Annotated in this window: 15 protein-coding genes; 8 read left to right on the forward strand and 7 right to left on the reverse strand. The window is 72.2% G+C overall.

The genetic code is table 11. The annotated features are described in order from the left end of the window. Positions 1-56 precede the first annotated feature (56 nt). Positions 57-515 carry a hypothetical protein gene (locus tag C8250_RS26590; RefSeq protein WP_138352186.1) on the forward strand — a complete coding sequence of 153 codons (459 nt, stop codon included), beginning with the start codon at positions 57-59 and terminating at the stop codon, positions 513-515. A 34-nt stretch (positions 516-549) separates the two neighbouring features. On the opposite strand, the gene C8250_RS26595 is transcribed toward C8250_RS26590, so the two are convergent. The 4 genes from C8250_RS26595 to C8250_RS26610 form a co-directional block, all read right to left on the reverse strand. Beyond that, positions 550-1,152, reverse strand: a complete 603-nt coding sequence (locus tag C8250_RS26595) for a nucleoside triphosphate pyrophosphatase (protein WP_138352185.1) — start codon at positions 1,150-1,152, stop codon at positions 550-552. Between the two features lie 60 nt (positions 1,153-1,212). Beyond that, positions 1,213-1,350 carry a hypothetical protein gene (locus tag C8250_RS26600; protein ID WP_187144992.1) on the reverse strand — a complete coding sequence of 46 codons (138 nt, stop codon included), beginning with the start codon at positions 1,348-1,350 and terminating at the stop codon, positions 1,213-1,215. A 114-nt stretch (positions 1,351-1,464) separates the two neighbouring features. Continuing rightward, the gene (locus tag C8250_RS26605) at positions 1,465-1,668 is read right to left on the reverse strand and encodes an acyl-CoA carboxylase subunit epsilon (RefSeq protein WP_138352274.1); all 204 of its coding nucleotides are present in this window, start codon (positions 1,666-1,668) and stop codon (positions 1,465-1,467) included. Positions 1,669-1,682: 14 nt separating this feature from the next. Next, positions 1,683-3,272 carry an acyl-CoA carboxylase subunit beta gene (locus C8250_RS26610; protein ID WP_138352184.1) on the reverse strand — a complete coding sequence of 530 codons (1,590 nt, stop codon included), beginning with the start codon at positions 3,270-3,272 and terminating at the stop codon, positions 1,683-1,685. A 147-nt stretch (positions 3,273-3,419) separates the two neighbouring features. Between C8250_RS26610 and C8250_RS26615 the strand changes: the two genes are divergently transcribed. The 5 genes from C8250_RS26615 to hutH all read left to right on the forward strand — a co-directional run bounded on the left by C8250_RS26615 (position 3,420) and on the right by hutH (position 9,466). Then, positions 3,420-4,259: a biotin--[acetyl-CoA-carboxylase] ligase gene (locus tag C8250_RS26615; RefSeq protein ID WP_138352183.1), complete on the forward strand. Its 840-nt coding sequence runs from the start codon at positions 3,420-3,422 to the stop codon at positions 4,257-4,259. A 213-nt stretch (positions 4,260-4,472) separates the two neighbouring features. Beyond that, positions 4,473-5,642 (forward strand): adenylate/guanylate cyclase domain-containing protein, encoded by a 1,170-nt coding sequence (locus C8250_RS26620; RefSeq protein WP_138352182.1) that lies wholly within the window; start codon positions 4,473-4,475, stop codon positions 5,640-5,642. A 48-nt stretch (positions 5,643-5,690) separates the two neighbouring features. Continuing rightward, positions 5,691-6,494: an enoyl-CoA hydratase-related protein gene (locus tag C8250_RS26625; RefSeq protein ID WP_138352181.1), complete on the forward strand. Its 804-nt coding sequence runs from the start codon at positions 5,691-5,693 to the stop codon at positions 6,492-6,494. Between the two features lie 102 nt (positions 6,495-6,596). After that, positions 6,597-7,751 (forward strand): sensor domain-containing diguanylate cyclase, encoded by a 1,155-nt coding sequence (locus tag C8250_RS26630; protein WP_138352180.1) that lies wholly within the window; start codon positions 6,597-6,599, stop codon positions 7,749-7,751. 161 nt (positions 7,752-7,912) lie between these two features. Beyond that, positions 7,913-9,466 carry a histidine ammonia-lyase gene (hutH, locus tag C8250_RS26635; RefSeq protein WP_187145319.1) on the forward strand — a complete coding sequence of 518 codons (1,554 nt, stop codon included), beginning with the start codon at positions 7,913-7,915 and terminating at the stop codon, positions 9,464-9,466. A gap of 131 nt (positions 9,467-9,597) precedes the next feature. Here hutH and C8250_RS26640 read toward each other — a convergent pair whose 3' ends face one another. Beyond that, positions 9,598-9,894: a hypothetical protein gene (locus C8250_RS26640; protein WP_232484665.1), complete on the reverse strand. Its 297-nt coding sequence runs from the start codon at positions 9,892-9,894 to the stop codon at positions 9,598-9,600. Between the two features lie 101 nt (positions 9,895-9,995). Here C8250_RS26640 and C8250_RS26645 point away from each other — a divergent pair, with 101 nt between their 5' ends. After that, on the forward strand, positions 9,996-10,367 hold the full coding sequence (locus C8250_RS26645; RefSeq protein WP_138352177.1) for a hypothetical protein: 372 nt from the start codon (positions 9,996-9,998) through the stop codon (positions 10,365-10,367). Between the two features lie 307 nt (positions 10,368-10,674). After that, entirely contained in the window at positions 10,675-11,949 is a 1,275-nt protein-coding gene (locus tag C8250_RS26650; protein WP_138352273.1) for an Ig-like domain-containing protein, read from the forward strand. Between the two features lie 229 nt (positions 11,950-12,178). Here the strand turns inward: C8250_RS26650 and C8250_RS26655 are convergent, their stop codons facing one another. Both C8250_RS26655 and xylB read right to left on the reverse strand, forming a co-directional pair. Beyond that, positions 12,179-13,372, reverse strand: coding sequence for an ROK family transcriptional regulator (locus tag C8250_RS26655; RefSeq protein ID WP_138352176.1), 1,194 nt, complete (start codon positions 13,370-13,372; stop codon positions 12,179-12,181). Between the two features lie 217 nt (positions 13,373-13,589). Beyond that, entirely contained in the window at positions 13,590-14,981 is a 1,392-nt protein-coding gene (gene xylB, locus C8250_RS26660; RefSeq protein ID WP_138352175.1) for a xylulokinase, read from the reverse strand. Between the last annotated feature and the right edge of the window lie 32 nt (positions 14,982-15,013).

A 15,013-nucleotide genomic window follows, 5' to 3' on the forward strand; every position in this document is an offset into this window, starting at 1 on the left:
GTAGCGTTCGCGATGCGTGATACCCGGGGTAACGGTTGCAGGTTGAAGGGGGAAAGGTGCGCAGAGGTCTGGCCGCGACCACGGCTGTAGTGCTCGTCCTTGAGGCGTTCGTCATCGCGTTCATCCATGTGGTGCTCGGCCTCGCCGTGCGCAACCAGAACATGTCCGTCGCGGGACTCGACTCCGACGGCATGGCCATCGGCACCTGGGTCGGTGGTGCTCTGTTCGGGCTCTTCCTCATCGGCTGTGCCCTCATCCCGGCGCGGGTAGCGCTGCGTGGCCGCCCGCCCGGCCGGTTCGGGCAGATCCTGCTCATCGTGTGCGCGGTCGTTCACGGCCTGCTGGGTGCGCTGGTGGTCGGCCTCGTCGGCTGGGCCGCCTTCGTCTTCATGATGGTCGTCCTGGCGCTCCTTGTCGGCACTCTGCTGCTGTACCCCGACACCGAGGACAGCGCACCCGCCGCCGGGAGCAACGGCAACGAGGTCCCGCCGCCGACCGCCCCGGCCGCAGCCTAGGACGTTACGGGCAGGGGCGGGCGGAAACCGGCGGCTACGCCGTCCAGAGGTCGGTGATCCGCACGTCCAGGTCGCCCAGCAGCCGCCGCAGCGTCGGCAGGGACAGGCCGATGACGTTGCCCGGGTCCCCGTCGATCCCGTCGACGAACGGGGCCGAGCGGCCGTCCAGGGTGAACGCGCCCGCGACGTACAGCGGCTCGCCGCTGGCGACGTAGGCGGCGATCTCGGCGTCGTCCGGCGAGCCGAAGCGCACCGTCGTCGACGCGGTCGCCGAGACCTGCTTGCCGTTCGCGGTGTCGATGACGCAGTGACCCGTCCGCAGTACGCCGGAGCGGCCGCGCATCGACACCCACCGGGCGGTCGCCTCCGCGGCGTCCGCCGGCTTGCCCAGCGCCTCGCCGTCCAGGTCCAGTACGGAGTCGCAGCCGATCACCAGCTCGCCGCCGGTCAGGCCGGCCGCTACCGCCGCGGCCTTCGCCTCGGCCAGCACCCGCGCCAGCTCCGCCGGGTTCGCGGCGGTCAGCGCGTCCTCGTCGACCCCGCTGACCACGACCCGGGGATCGAGTCCGGCCTGCCGCAGCAGGTTGAGCCGGGCGGGGGATGCAGAGGCCAGGACGAGAGGGCGACGGGTGCTCATCGGGCCATCGTAATTCGGGCCGCGGCCGCTGCGGTGCCGGGGCGGGACACTGCCGGACGGTCAGCTGTGCCAGCCGACCAGCAGCATCAGCAGGGGAATGGTCAGCGCGATCACGAGCATCGCGCGCCGCAGCATCGCCTGCACCTGCCGCATGTCCTCCGGCGGTTCGTCGCGCCGGTCGCGGTCCGACCACAACATGTCTTCCAGGTTGCGCCCGGGAAAAGGCCCGCGCCTGAGTACGGGTACTCAAGCGCGGGCCGGGAGATGACTATTTGTTCGGCTTGCTCCGCTGATGCGGCCGGGCCGGCTCGTTCAGCGCGGCCAGAAGGACGTGCGCCACGCGCCGGGACCCGGGCCGGGGACAGGGCGGGGCACGTTGTGGGCCGGGTCGGCCCACTGCTCCGTCGGGTGCGGGCCGTCGGCGCTGCCCGACGTCGCGGCGGCCCGCGCCTGGACCAGTGCCACGACGGCGGCCAGCTCCTCCGGGGTCGGATTTCCCCGCTCTACCTTGATCACCACGGGACGGCTCCTTACAGGGGGATGTTGCCGTGCTTCTTCGGCGGCAGGCTCTCGCGCTTGTTGCGCAGCGTCCGCAGCGCCTTGACGAGGTGCGAGCGGGTCTCGGACGGCATGATCACCGCGTCGATGTAACCGCGCTCGGCGGCCACGTACGGGTTCAGCAGCGTGTCCTCGTAATCGGTGATCAGCTGCTGGCGCAGCTCCTCGACCGCCTCCGGCGTCTTCGCCTCGGCCAGCGTGCGGCGGTGCAGGATGTTCACCGCGCCCTGCGCGCCCATGACCGCGATCTGCGCGGTCGGCCACGCCAGGTTCAGGTCGGCGCCCAGGTGCTTGGAGCCCATCACGTCGTAGGCGCCGCCGTACGCCTTACGGGTGATGACGGTGATCAGCGGGACCGTCGCCTCCGCGTAGGCGTAGATCAGCTTGGCGCCGCGCCGGATGATGCCGTTCCACTCCTGGTCGGTGCCGGGCAGGAAGCCGGGTACGTCCACGAAGGTGATGACCGGGATGTTGAAACTGTCGCAGGTACGGACGAAGCGGGCGGCCTTTTCCGACGCGTCGATGTCCAGACAGCCCGCGAACTGCATCGGCTGGTTGGCGATGATGCCGACCGGCCGGCCCTCGATCCGGCCGAGGCCCGCGACGATGTTCGGCGCGAACAGCGCCTGCGTCTCCAGGAACTCGCCGTCGTCCAGCACGTGCTCGATGACCTTGTGCATGTCGTACGGCTGGTTCGCGGAGTCCGGGATCAGCGCGTCCAGCTCCAGGTCCTCGGCGCTGGTCGCCAGGTCCGCCTCGACCGGGTAGGCCGGGGCCTCCGCCAGGTTGTTGGACGGCAGGTACGACAGCAGCGCCTTCACGTACTCGATGGCGTCCTTCTCGTCACCCGCCATGTGGTGCGCGTTCCCGGACGTCGTGTTGTGGGTGCGGGCGCCGCCCAGCTCCTCCATGGCGACGTCCTCGCCGGTCACGGTCTTGATGACGTCGGGTCCCGTGATGAACATGTGCGAGGTCTGGTCGACCATCACCACGAAGTCCGTGATGGCCGGCGAGTACACCGCGCCGCCCGCGCAGGGGCCCACGATCAGCGAGATCTGCGGGATCACACCGGAGGCGTGGGTGTTGCGGCGGAAGATCTCGCCGTACATGCCGAGCGAGGCCACACCCTCCTGGATGCGGGCGCCGCCGGAGTCGTTGATGCCGATGACCGGGCAGCCGGTCTTCATCGCCCAGTCCATGACCTTGACGATCTTCTCGCCGTAGACCTCGCCCAGGGCGCCGCCGAAGACGGTGAAGTCCTGGGAGAAGACCGCCACCGGGCGGCCCTCGACCGTGCCGTAGCCCGTGACGACGCCGTCGCCGTAGGGGCGGTTCTTCTCCAGGTCGAAGTTGGTCGACCGGTGCCGGGCGAGCTCGTCCAGCTCGACGAACGAGTCCTCGTCGAGGAGCAGTTCGATCCGCTCCCGGGCGGTCAGCTTGCCCTTGGCGTGTTGCTTCTCCACCGCGCGCGCGGAGCCGGCGTGCGTCGCCTCCTCCATACGGCGGCGCAGATCCGCGAGCTTGCCCGCGGTGGTGTGGATGTCGTGCTCCGGCTCGGCCATGGAGGCGGCTCTCCTGCTCTCGTGGGTCCTGTCGGGTCCTACTTGACTGGCGAGTAACGCTGTTTCGTAGCGTAACGGCGCGACTGGTTCCCGAGCAGTGCGGCGTTGGACACACTCCGCTCACAGGTCTTCTCCTAATCTGGGCGGATGACGACTCCCAACCGCTGGTCCGACCTGGAGCGCCCCCCTCTCGGCGAAGCCGCGCTGCGCCGGGCGGTCATCGCGCCGGACAGCCCCTGGACGTCCCTCGACGTCGTCGAGGCCACCGGTTCCACCAACAGTGACCTCGCACAACGCGCCAACGCCGGTGCCCCCGAAGGCGCCGTACTCGTCGCGGAGGAGCAGACCGCGGGCCGCGGCCGGCTGGACCGCCAGTGGTCGGCGCCGCCCCGCTCCGGCCTGTTCCTCTCGGTGCTACTGCGGCCCGCCGACGTACCGGTGGAGCGCTGGGGCTGGCTGCCGCTGCTCGCCGGAGTCGCGACCGCCACGGCGCTGTCCCGGACCGCCGGCGTCGACACGGCACTCAAATGGCCCAACGACCTGCTGGTCACCATCGACGGCGAGGAGCGCAAGACCGGCGGCATCCTCGCCGAGCGCGCCGGCACCGACGCCGTGATCATCGGTATCGGGATCAACGTGTCGCTGCGCACCGACGAACTGCCCGTCCCCGCCGCGGGCTCCCTCGCCCTCGCCGGCGCCAAGGGCACCGACCGCGACCCGCTGCTGCGTGCCGTGCTGCGCTCCCTCGCCGACTGGTACGGCGAGTGGCGGGCGGCCGGCGGCGACCCGGCCGCCTCCCGTCTCCAGCAGACGTACGCGGCCGGCTGCGCCACGCTCGGCCGTGAGGTCCGCGCCGAGCTGCCCGGCGGGCGTGAGCTGGTCGGCACCGCGGTCGGCGTGGACGACGACGGCCGGCTGGTGCTCGCCACCGCGGACGGGGAGCAGGCGGTGGGCGCGGGGGACGTCGTCCACATCCGCCGCGCGTAGGACCGGGGCCGGGCGGTGGAGGCAGCCCGTCCGGATCCCGGTCCTCCCTTGCGGATCTCCCGTCCGCGGGGGCGCGGAGGAGACCCGTTGACGTAGGCACGGGCAGGTGACGTGAGCTACGGCACACCTGCCGTATCGTTGAGGCGGCGTGTCGGCTTGATGATCGGAAGGGCTCGGACGGGCATTGCGCAGGGATCTGACAGGGGGCGGAGGGTGAGCGTGGACGACGCGGACCTTCCCCCGTACGCGACGGATCCGGGCACCGGCCCGGACCCGGACGGCATCGACCCCGATCAGCCGGCCGATCCGGCCGGCTCCGCCGACCCCGGGACGCCCGCCGATCCCGGTGCCGGCACGGATTCCACCGATCCCGCCGAGCATCCGCTCGCACTGCGCCTCGAACACCTCATCCTCGGCGCCGGCCGCCAGTACACGCCCTTCCAGGCGGCCCGCACCGCCGGCGTCTCCATGGATCTCGCCTCCCGCTTCTGGCGTGCCATGGGCTTCGCCGACATCGGCCAGGCGAAGGCCCTCACCGAGGCCGACGTGCTGGCGCTGCGCCGGCTCGCCGGGCTCGTCGAGGCCGGGCTGCTGAGCGAGTCGATGGCCATTCAGGTGGCCCGCTCCACCGGCCAGACCACCGCCCGCCTCGCCGACTGGCAGACCGACTCCTTCCTCGAAGGGCTCACCGAGCCGCCCGAGCCCGGCATGACGCGGGCCGAGGTCGCCTACCCGCTCGTCGAACTGCTCCTGCCCGAGCTGGAGGAGTTCCTCATCTACGTCTGGCGGCGCCAGCTGGCCGCCGCCACCAGCCGCGTCGTCCAGTCCGACGACGAGGAGGCCGTCGACCGCCGGCTGGCCGTGGGCTTCGCCGACCTCGTCGGCTTCACCCGGCTCACCCGGCGGCTGGAGGAGGAGGAACTCGGCGAGCTCGTCGAGGCCTTCGAGACCACCTGCGCCGACCAGGTCGCCGCACACGGCGGGCGCCTGATCAAGACGCTCGGCGACGAGGTGCTGTACGTCGCCGACGACCCCGGCACCGCCGCCGAGATCGGGCTGCGGCTCATCGAGACGATGACCGGCGACGAGTCCATGCCCGCACTGCGCGTCGGGATGGCCTTCGGGACCGTGACCACCCGGATGGGCGATGTCTTCGGCACCACCGTGAACCTCGCGAGCCGGCTGACGTCGATAGCGCCACGGGACGCCGTCCTCGTCGACGGTGACTTCGCGCAGGCGCTCGGCGCGGCGGGCGACGCCCCCGTCTCCGAGGTCGACGCGTCCGAGGACGACAAGTACCGCTTCGCCCTGCAGCCGATGTGGCGCCGCCCGGTGCGTGGGCTCGGCGTCGTCGAGCCGTGGCTGCTGACACGCCGTAGCTGACCCCACCTCCCCTGCCGCGCGGCGGGCGCGGCTGGCATGATCCGGGGCATGACGGAGTCTGAAGTGCGGTTCGGGGAATGGGTCGCGGTGCGGCGGCACGGCGCGCGCGTCGCGGAGTTGGTGCTGGATCGCCCCAAGGCGATGAACGCCATCTCGACGGAGATGGCCGGGAACGTGGCGGCGGCCTGTGCCGCGCTCGCCGCCGACCGGACGGTCAGCGTCGTGGTGCTGACGTCCACGCACGAGCGCGCGTTCTGCGTCGGCGCGGACCTGAAGGAGCGCAACTCCTTCACGGACGCCGACCTCGGCCGGCAGCGGCCGCACACCCGTGCCGCGTACACCTCGGTGCTGGAACTTCCGATGCCGTCGATCGCCGCGGTGCACGGCTTCGCGCTCGGTGGCGGCTTCGAGCTGGCGCTGTCCTGCGACGTGATCGTGGCGGACGCCACCGCGGTGGTGGGGCTGCCGGAGGTCTCGGTGGGCGTGATCCCCGGCGGTGGCGGCACCCAGCTGCTGCCGCGCCGGGTGGGCGCGGCACGGGCCGCCGAGCTGATCTTCACGGCGCGGCGGGTGGCGGCGGAGGAGGCCCGTGAGCTGGGCCTCGTCGACGTCCTGGCCGCCGCGGGCGAGGACCGCGCGGACGCGCTGGCGCTCGCGGAGCGCATGGCCGCGAACTCGCCGGTGGGCCTGCGGGCCGCGAAGCGGGCGCTGCGGCTCGGGCACGGACTGGATCTGCGGGCCGGTCTCGACGTCGAGGACGCGGCGTGGCGGACGGTGGCCTTCTCGGGGGACCGGGCCGAGGGCGTGGCGGCGTTCAACGAGAAGCGGACGCCGGACTGGCCCGGGGAGTGACGCCGGCCCGGGTGGCGGCGGGCGGCTGACGGGGGAACAGTAAATTCGCCCAGGGAGTAGTCAAACAGCCCCAAGTGCGACATTTGTTCTTAATCTGGTGGGATGGGTGACGGGACGGCCGATCGACGGCTGCGAGCGGTCGTGGAGTTGGCGCAGGCGATGGCGGCCGCCCAGGACCCGCGCGAGGCGGTGCGGGCGGCCGCCACCAGGGCGCGGCTGGCGATGGGCGGGTCCTTCGCGGCGCTGTCGTCGTGGGAACGGGGATCGGGCCAGCTCAAGGTGCTCGTCAACGACGGCGACCTGGCGCCCGGCGAGGACCCGGAGCCGCGGGACGAGACCTATCCCGTGAACGACTTCCCGGAGATCGTCGAGTTCCTGCACGGGAAATGGGCCGGCGGCGGGGAACCGCACGCCTGGGTCGAGACGGCCGAGGAGGGCCCGCAGGGGCCGGGCGCGTACTGCCACCAGCGGGTCGCCGCCCTGCGACGGCGCGGGCGCGGCTGCTGCGTCGTGGCGCCGATCGTGCTGCACGGGCGCGCCTGGGGCGAGCTGTACGTGGCCCGGGGCGCGGGCGAGCCGGTCTTCGACCGGGCGGACGCGGACTTCGCGACGGTGCTGGCCGCCGTGATCGCGGCCGGGATCTCGCAGACCGAACGGCTCGCCGAGGTCCAGCGGCTGGCCTTCAGTGACCCGCTGACCGGGCTCGGGAACCGGCGCGCCGTCGACGTCCGGCTGGACGAGGCGCTGGAGCTGCACCGGGTGTCGGGGACCGTGGTGAGCCTGGTGGTGTGCGATCTGAACGGTCTGAAGAAGGTGAACGACCGGCTCGGGCACGCGGTCGGGGACCAGCTGCTCGAACGTTTCGGCTCCGTCCTGTCGCTGTGCGGCGCGCTGCTGCCGGGCAGCCTGGCGGCCCGGCTCGGTGGCGACGAGTTCTGCCTCGTCGCGGTCGGCCAGAGCCCGGACGAGGTGGTGGGCGCGGCGGACGAGCTGTGCCGGCGGGCCACCGAGCTGGAGGTGGGCGAAGGCGTCGCGTGCGGGGTCGCCTCGACGGGCGACCCGATCGGGCCGGTACGGACCGCCCGGCGGCTCTTCCGCCTCGCCGACGCCGCCCAGTACCGGGCCAAGGCGCTGCGCTCGACCACTCCGGTCGTCGCGGGGCGCGGGGGCCCGGACGACCCCGTCGTACGCCTCGCGGACCAGCCGCCCGCGCCCGAGGGCGAACGCCGGCGGATTCGCGGGCGCCACGGGTCCTGACGGGCGGGCCTGCCGGCGGGCCCGGTTGCCTTGCTGTGCCCGGCCCCGAGCGGTTGTCGGGTAGGGCCCGCGAAGATCACCGGGGCGGGCCATCGAAGATCGCCTGCGAAGGTAAGGAGTGACAGGCGGCGATTCACTCTCTAGGGTGCGTGAATATGAATATGCATAACGTGGTCATCGGCGCCGACGGCGCGAGCGCGGACGACGTCCTGGCCGTGGCTCGCGGCGGCGCGAAGGTCGAACTGTCGCAGCAGGCACTGACCGGGATCGCCGCGTCGCGGCAGGTCATCGAGGCGCTGGCGGCCAAGCCGGAGCCGGTCTACGGCGTGTCCACGGGCTTCGGCGCGCTGGCCGTCCGCCACATCAGCCCGGAGCTGCGCGCACAGCTGCAGCGCTCCCTGGTGCGTTCGCACGCCGCCGGCATGGGCCCGAGCGTCGAGCGGGAGGTCGTGCGCGGCCTGATGTTCCTGCGGCTGAAGACGCTCGCGTCCGGCCGCACCGGCGTGCGTCCGGTCGTCGCCGAGACGATGGCGGCGATCCTGAACGCCGGAATCACCCCCGTCGTGCACGAGTACGGCTCGCTCGGCTGTTCCGGTGACCTCGCACCGCTCGCGCACTGCGCGCAGGTGCTGATGGGCGAAGGCGTGGCCGAAGGCCCCGACGGAACGATTCGTCCGGCCGGCGAGCTGCTCGCCGAGGCCGGCATCGAGCCGGTGGAGCTGCGCGAGAAGGAGGGCCTGGCCCTCATCAACGGCACCGACGGCATGCTCGGCATGCTGGTGATGGCCTGCGCGGACCTCGCGCAGCTGTTCACCGCCGCCGACATCACCGCCGCGCTCTCGCTGGAGGCACTGCTCGGCACCGAGCGCGTCCTCGCGCCCGAGCTGCACGCCATCCGCCCGCACCCGGGCCAGGCCGCGAGCGCCGAGAACATGCGCCGCGTGCTGGAGGGCTCCGGCTTCACCGGGCACCACCAGGACGACGCCCCGCGCGTCCAGGACGCCTACTCGATCCGCTGCGCCCCGCAGGTCGCGGGCGCCGGCCGGGACACCCTGGCGCACGCCCGGCTGGTGGCCGACCGCGAGCTGATCTCCGCCGTCGACAACCCCGTGGTGCTGCCCGACGGCCGCGTGGAGTCCAACGGCAACTTCCACGGCGCGCCCGTGGCGTACGTCCTGGACTTCCTGGCGATCGCCGCCGCCGACCTCGGCAGCATCGCCGAGCGGCGCACCGACCGGCTGCTCGACAAGTCGCGCTCGCACGGGCTGCCGGCGTTCCTCGCCGACGACCCGGGCGTGGACTCGGGCCTGATGATCGCTCAGTACACGCAGGCCGCGCTGGTCAGCGAGATGAAGCGGCTGGCCGTGCCGGCCTCCGTGGACTCCATCCCGTCGTCCGCGATGCAGGAGGACCACGTCTCCATGGGCTGGTCCGCGGCCCGCAAGCTGCGGACGACCGTCGACAACCTGGCGCGGATCATCGCCGTCGAGCTGTTCGCCGCGACCCGCGCCATCGAGATGCGCGAGAAGCTCACCGCGGGCGGTCTGCGGCCCGCCCCGGCCACTCGGGCGATCGTGGCGGCGGTCCGTGAGGCGGGCATCGACGGAGTCGGCCCGGACCGTTTCCTGTCGCCCGACCTGGAGGCCGCGTACGCGTTCGTCCGGGCCGGAAACCTCAACGCGGCGGCCGAATCGGTGACGGGGCCGCTGGCCTGACGCCGGATCAGCGGGGCCGGCGCCGCGCGCCGCGCGACTGCTGAGCGGCGACTGCTGAGCGATTGCTGAGCCGCTGCTGAGCGTGACGATGATGAGGGGCGCACACCCGCGGGTGTGCGTCCCTCGGTGCTTCAGAGCGCCTGCGCGCGGGAGCGCCGCCCTGCGTTCAGCACCAGCCCCGCACCGCCGACGAGGAACGCGGCCCCGCCGATCAGATACGGCGTGGTGTGCACCGTTCCGGTGGCCGCGAGATGGAGCGTCCCGGTCGTCGACGTCGTCGGTCCTGATGCCGTCACGGGTGCCTTGACCTGCGAAGCGGGGGCATGATCCGGGCTGGCGGTGGCGGACGGCACGAAATACAGCGCTGCCAGTACGGAAGCCGCGGCGGCGGCGACGAACGGGCGTGGAGAGGCCAGAGGCGAGGTCAACGGATCCCCCATTGGGTGCGGCGACTTGACCGTAGACGCCGATGTTAGTGACCTGGTGTGCCTGGTGGGAAGCTGGCGCTCCGGCGTTTACGCTCCGTCGCATGAGCACTACTGAGATTCCCCGTGGCGACAGCGGCCCGCGCTATGTCCGACTCCAGGTCGAGCTCGTTCTCGAGGTCACCGGACAGCAGGAAGTGACCGCCGCCGCACTGGAGCACATCGCCGCCGACGCGGAGATGCCCGCCGAGGAGCGGACGCACGCCGAGGCGGCTGTGAAGCAGGACGAGTCCGAGGCGCTGGCCTATCTGATCGACCCGTTCGACCTGGTCACGACGGTCCCCGGGATCGAACTCGTGCAGGCCTCGTGGTCCTGCGCGCACACCGAGTACGACCCCGACTCCGAAGAGTGGGACATGTACGACGACGACGATGCCGCAGAGGAGGACGTCGAGGAGGCCACCACGCCGGCCTGATCCCGGTCCGGCTCCGCCTGATCCTGGTCTGACCTGCATTTTTCCCCGACCCCGGGCCGTTTCGCGGCCCGGGGTTCCGCACGTGTGCCTCGACACACTTTCCGGACAAAGGGAACGGACTTCCGGCCCCGCATGTTCCTCTGGTTATGGATGAGGCTCGTTTCCGGATCCATCTCGTCCGGATCCGTCGCTCGCAGGGACGCGGGCAGGACTCGCGGGAACGCGAGCAGGGAACGTGCGCCCGCAGGCATTGGAGATTTGTGTGAAGTCGCCCGACCCCGGCACCGCAACCGGCCCCGTCAACGGCATGACGCCCGACCAGCGCGCGCGCTCGCGGCGCAGGCGCCGCACCGGCCTGGCGGCCGTCGCGGTCGTGCTCGGCGGCGCGGTCGCGCTGACCGCGTGCGGCGGCAGCGGCTCGGACAAGGGCGCCGCCGCGACGGACAAGGGCAAGACACAAGCGGACGTCGACGCGGCCGCCGCCGACGTCTCCTCGGACGCCAAGATCGCCATCACCCCGAAGACGGGGACCAGCAACGCGAGCATCAGCAGCGGCACCAAGATCGCCGTGACCGACGGCAAACTCACCGCGGTCGCCATGACCGAGGTCGTGAGCGGAAAGGCCGTCAAGGGCGCGATAGCCACCGACGGCACCAGCTGGAAGCCGGACGCCTCCCTCGACCGCGGCAAGAAGTACAAGGTCGCGGCCACCGCGCAGGACGCGAAGGGCCGCGTCGTCACCGAGACCTCCACCTTCGGCACGGTCTCCGCGAGCAACAGCTTCATCGGCTACTTCACGCCGGAGGACGGCTCCACGGTCGGCGTCGGCATGCCGGTGTCGATCAAGTTCGACAAGGCCGTCACCAACAAGAAGGCCGTCGAGTCGGCCATCAAGGTGGCGTCCAGCAGCGGCCAGACGGTCGTGGGCCACTGGTTCGACTCCACCCGGCTGGACTTCCGTCCGCAGGAGTACTGGAAGGCCGGCTCGAACGTCAGCGTCAAGCTGAAGCTCGACGGCGTCGAGGGCTCCAACGGCGTCTACGGCGTCCAGAACAAGGACGTCAACTTCACCGTCGGCCGGTCCCAGGTCTCGACGGTCGACGCCACCACCAAGACGATGACGGTCGTCCGCGACGGCAAAACCATCAAGACCATCCCGATCTCGGCCGGCTCCGCCGACCACCCGACCTACAACGGTCAGATGGTGATCTCCGAGAAGTACAAGCAGACGCGGATGAACGGTGACTCGGTCGGCTTCAAGGGTGAGTACGACATCGCCGACGTGCCGCACGCCATGCGGCTGAGCTCCTCGGGCACGTTCATCCACGGCAACTACTGGGGCAACAAGTCGATCTTCGGCTCGGCCAACACCAGCCACGGCTGCATCGGCCTGAGCGACGCCAAGGGCGCCAACGACCCGGACACGCTGGGTGCCTGGTTCTTCGACCAGTCGCTGATCGGCGACGTGGTCGTGATGAAGAACTCGCCCGACAAGACGATCAAGCCGGACAACGGGCTCAACGGGTGGAACATGACGTGGAGCGCTTGGACCGCCGGGTCCGCGCTGGGTGCCACGTCCTGATCCTGCGGGTTTGCCTGCGGCCGGCTCGAGCCGGGGGCCCGAAGGTCCCTCTCTAGGCCGTGTTGCGAAAGTCCCGCCTGGCCCACGGCGTCTGGCACGCGCCCTCGCCGCGTTGTCGGGCTCGTCCACGTACGTCCAGTACGAGGACGACCCTCCGCCTTGCGAGCGCACGCACCGGACGCCGTGGGCCACGCCCTCCGGGCGAACGGCGCTCCTTTCGCAACACGCCCTAGCGGGCGGTCCATTCGGACGGGTCGTCCAGGACCGCCCGCACCGCGCTGTACGCCGCGCCCAGCAGCACCCCGTCCCGGCCCAGCCGTGACTCGACCACCAGCGCGCCGCCGCCCGTGACCCGTCGCCCCAGCTCCCGCCGCACCCCCGGCAGCAGCCACGGGGCCAGCTCGGAGAGCGGGCCGCCGAGGACCACCGCCTGCGGGTCGAGCAGGTTCACGGCGCCGCTCAGCGCGATCCCGAGCGCCCGGCCGGCGGCCTCCAGGGCCGCCAGCGCGGGCGCGTCGTCGTCCGAGGCCGCCGTCCGCAGCGCCTTGAGCCGCCCCGGCAGCTCCGGGGCGATGCCGGCCGCGCGCAGCACCGCCTCCTCGCCCGCGTACTGCTCCAGGCAGCCGCGGGCGCCGCAGGAGCAGCGCGGACCGTCGGGGTAGACGGGGACGTGCCCGAGCTCGCCGGCGAAGCCGCGCGCTCCGCGGAAGAGGCTGCCGTTGATGACGAGGGCGGCGCCGATGCCGATCTCTGCCGAGACGTGGATGAAGTCGGTGAGGGGGGCTTGGGCAGCGCCTTGTGGGGTGTCGGTGGCGGGGAGCGCCTTCTCCCTGCCGGCCAGCCACAGTTCTGCCAGTGCCCCCAGGTTCGCCTCGTTCTCCACGGTCAGTTCGGTGCGTTCGTTCTTCCAGCCGAGGTTCGGTGCCCGCAGCACCGTGTGCTGGTCCCTCCCCACCAGGCCGGGGACCGCGACGGTCAGCCCCGCCGGGCGCAGCCCGAGCGCCACCGCTTCCTCCGTCACCTGCCGGACGAGTCCGTCCAGCTCGCCGAGCGTCTGCGCGGCGGCCCGGCCGCGGTTGCGGGCCTCCACGGTCGCTCGGGCCCGTACGGTGCCGCGCAGGTCCACGACGCAGGCCGCGAGGTGGTCCACGCCCACTTCGGCGCCGATCCCGGCGGGGCCGCGCGGGCTGAGGGCGAGGGCGGTGCCGGGGCGGCCCACGGTGCCGGGGCGCTGCGCGCCCAGCTCGGTGACGAGGCCCGCCGCGATGAGTTCGTCGACGAGCGTCGAGACGGTGGCCCGGGTGAGGCCGACCTCGGCGGCGACGGCTGCCCGGGAGAGGTTGTCGCCGGCGGCGACGGCGTGCACGACGGCGGACAGGTTGCGGCGGCGCAGGGCGGCTTGGGGGTTGGTGCCGGTTGCCACGGTCGGTCCGTTCTGTGGTCTGTGGGGGCGGGGGCCGGGCCCTCCGGGGCGGGGCTTCGAAATCGACTGTTCACGATCCCCCAACCTTCGGCCGGGGGTGCCCCCAGGGGCTCACAAATAGCTCGGCGGCATTTCGCAACCCCACCCCTGCGGACCCGTCCCCCTCCGGTTCGAGCCCCCCGGGGGGTGGGGGCCCTGGCCTCCTGCGTGTCGTTCGTCAGGTGGTGGTCAGCGCCGCTCTCAGGGATTCCAGCGTGGTTTCGTCCCGTTCGATCGGATCGTAGACCGGGCCCGCCGACGTGCCCCAGCGGACGGCGATGTCGGTGGGTGTTTCGCCGGTGAGGAGGGCGGCCGCCTGCGCGGCGGCGCCCAGGGCGACGAGGTCGTCCGCGTCGGGGATCTGGACCGCTCGTCCGGACAGCCGGCGGACGGTCTGCCGCCAGGCGGTGCCGCGGGCGCCGCCGCCGATCAGGAGGAGGGGCTCGTCGGAGGGCCGGTCGTCGACGGCCAGGACCAGGTCCAGGGCGGTGAGGAGGGTGTAGGTGGCGCCGTCGTAGGCGGCCTGGAGGATCTGGCCGGGGGTGGTGTCGTGGCGCAGGCCGGTGAGGGTGCCCGAGGCGAGGGGGAGGTTGGGGGTGCGCTCTCCGTCGAGGAAGGGGAGGAGGGTGATCGTTCTGTTGGGTTCCACGGCTTCTCTGGTGAGGCTGAGGAGGCCGGCGATCTTGTCCACCGCCTGGGTGCAGTTCAGGGTGCAGGCGAGCGGGAGCCAGCCGCCGTGTGCCCCCGCGAAGCCGGCGACCGTTCCCGTGGGGTCGGTGGGGCGGTTGGTCGAGGGGGTGTAGACGGTTCCCGAGGTGCCCAGGCTGAGGGCGGCGCGGCCGGGGGTCAGGCCGAGGCCCAGGGCGGCCGCCGCGTTGTCGCCGGTGCCGGAGGCGACCGGGATGCCGGGTGGGAGGGGGAGGCCGGGGAGCGTGGTCCCTGCTGGTTCTCCTGGGGCCAGTACGCGGGGGAGGAGGGCTTCGTCGAGGCCGACGGTGGTGAGGACGGCGTTGTCGTAGGTCTCGGTGTCCGAGGCCCACCAGCCGGTTCCCGATACGTCGCCGCGATCCGTGACCGCCTGGCCCGTCAGCCGTTCGGTGAGGAAGTCGTGCGGCAGGCGCACTCCGGCCGTCGCGGCGGCGACGGCCGGTTCGTTCTCGCGCAGCCAGGCCCATTTCGCGACGGTGAAGCTGGCGCCGGGTACGGAGCCGAAGCGCTCGGCCCAGTGTTTGGCTCCGAAGCGTGCGACGAGTGCCTCTGCCTGGGGGGCTGATCGCACGTCGTTCCAGAGGAGGGCCGGGCGCAGGGCCTTACCCGATGCGTCGAGGGTGACCAAGCCATGTTGTTGGCCTCCGATGGAGATGGCCGAGGCCGGGTGTGGGGACAGGGCTTCGAGGGTTGTTCTGAGGGCTTGCCACCAGACCTCCGGGTCCGTTTCGCGCCTTCCGCCCTCGCTGACCGTGTGGGGCGATCTGGCCCGCGCCAGCACTTCGCCGGTGTCCACCCGGACCGCCAGCGCCTTCGTCGACTGGGTGGAGCTGTCCACCCCGATCACGACCGTCGGTTCCATTGAGCGACCCCCTTCTCTTCCCATCGCGGTCC

Source organism: Streptomyces sp. So13.3, assembly GCF_005860785.2.
Taxonomy (GTDB): domain Bacteria; phylum Actinomycetota; class Actinomycetes; order Streptomycetales; family Streptomycetaceae; genus Actinacidiphila; species Actinacidiphila fildesensis.

Excerpts from the sequence above, each read along its gene's own strand:
- C8250_RS26625 (WP_138352181.1), top strand. The coding sequence starts at position 5,691 with ATGACGGAGTCTGAAGTGCGGTTCGGGGAATGGGTCGCGGTGCGGCGG.
- xylB (WP_138352175.1), bottom strand. The coding sequence starts at position 14,981 with ATGGAACCGACGGTCGTGATCGGGGTGGACAGCTCCACCCAGTCGACG.
- C8250_RS26600 (WP_187144992.1), bottom strand. The coding sequence starts at position 1,350 with ATGTTGTGGTCGGACCGCGACCGGCGCGACGAACCGCCGGAGGACATG.
- C8250_RS26595 (WP_138352185.1), bottom strand. The coding sequence starts at position 1,152 with ATGAGCACCCGTCGCCCTCTCGTCCTGGCCTCTGCATCCCCCGCCCGG.
- C8250_RS26630 (WP_138352180.1), top strand. The coding sequence starts at position 6,597 with ATGGGTGACGGGACGGCCGATCGACGGCTGCGAGCGGTCGTGGAGTTG.
- C8250_RS26610 (WP_138352184.1), bottom strand. The coding sequence starts at position 3,272 with ATGGCCGAGCCGGAGCACGACATCCACACCACCGCGGGCAAGCTCGCG.
- C8250_RS26650 (WP_138352273.1), top strand. The coding sequence starts at position 10,675 with ATGACGCCCGACCAGCGCGCGCGCTCGCGGCGCAGGCGCCGCACCGGC.
- C8250_RS26615 (WP_138352183.1), top strand. The coding sequence starts at position 3,420 with ATGACGACTCCCAACCGCTGGTCCGACCTGGAGCGCCCCCCTCTCGGC.
- C8250_RS26645 (WP_138352177.1), top strand. The coding sequence starts at position 9,996 with ATGAGCACTACTGAGATTCCCCGTGGCGACAGCGGCCCGCGCTATGTC.
- hutH (WP_187145319.1), top strand. The coding sequence starts at position 7,913 with ATGCATAACGTGGTCATCGGCGCCGACGGCGCGAGCGCGGACGACGTC.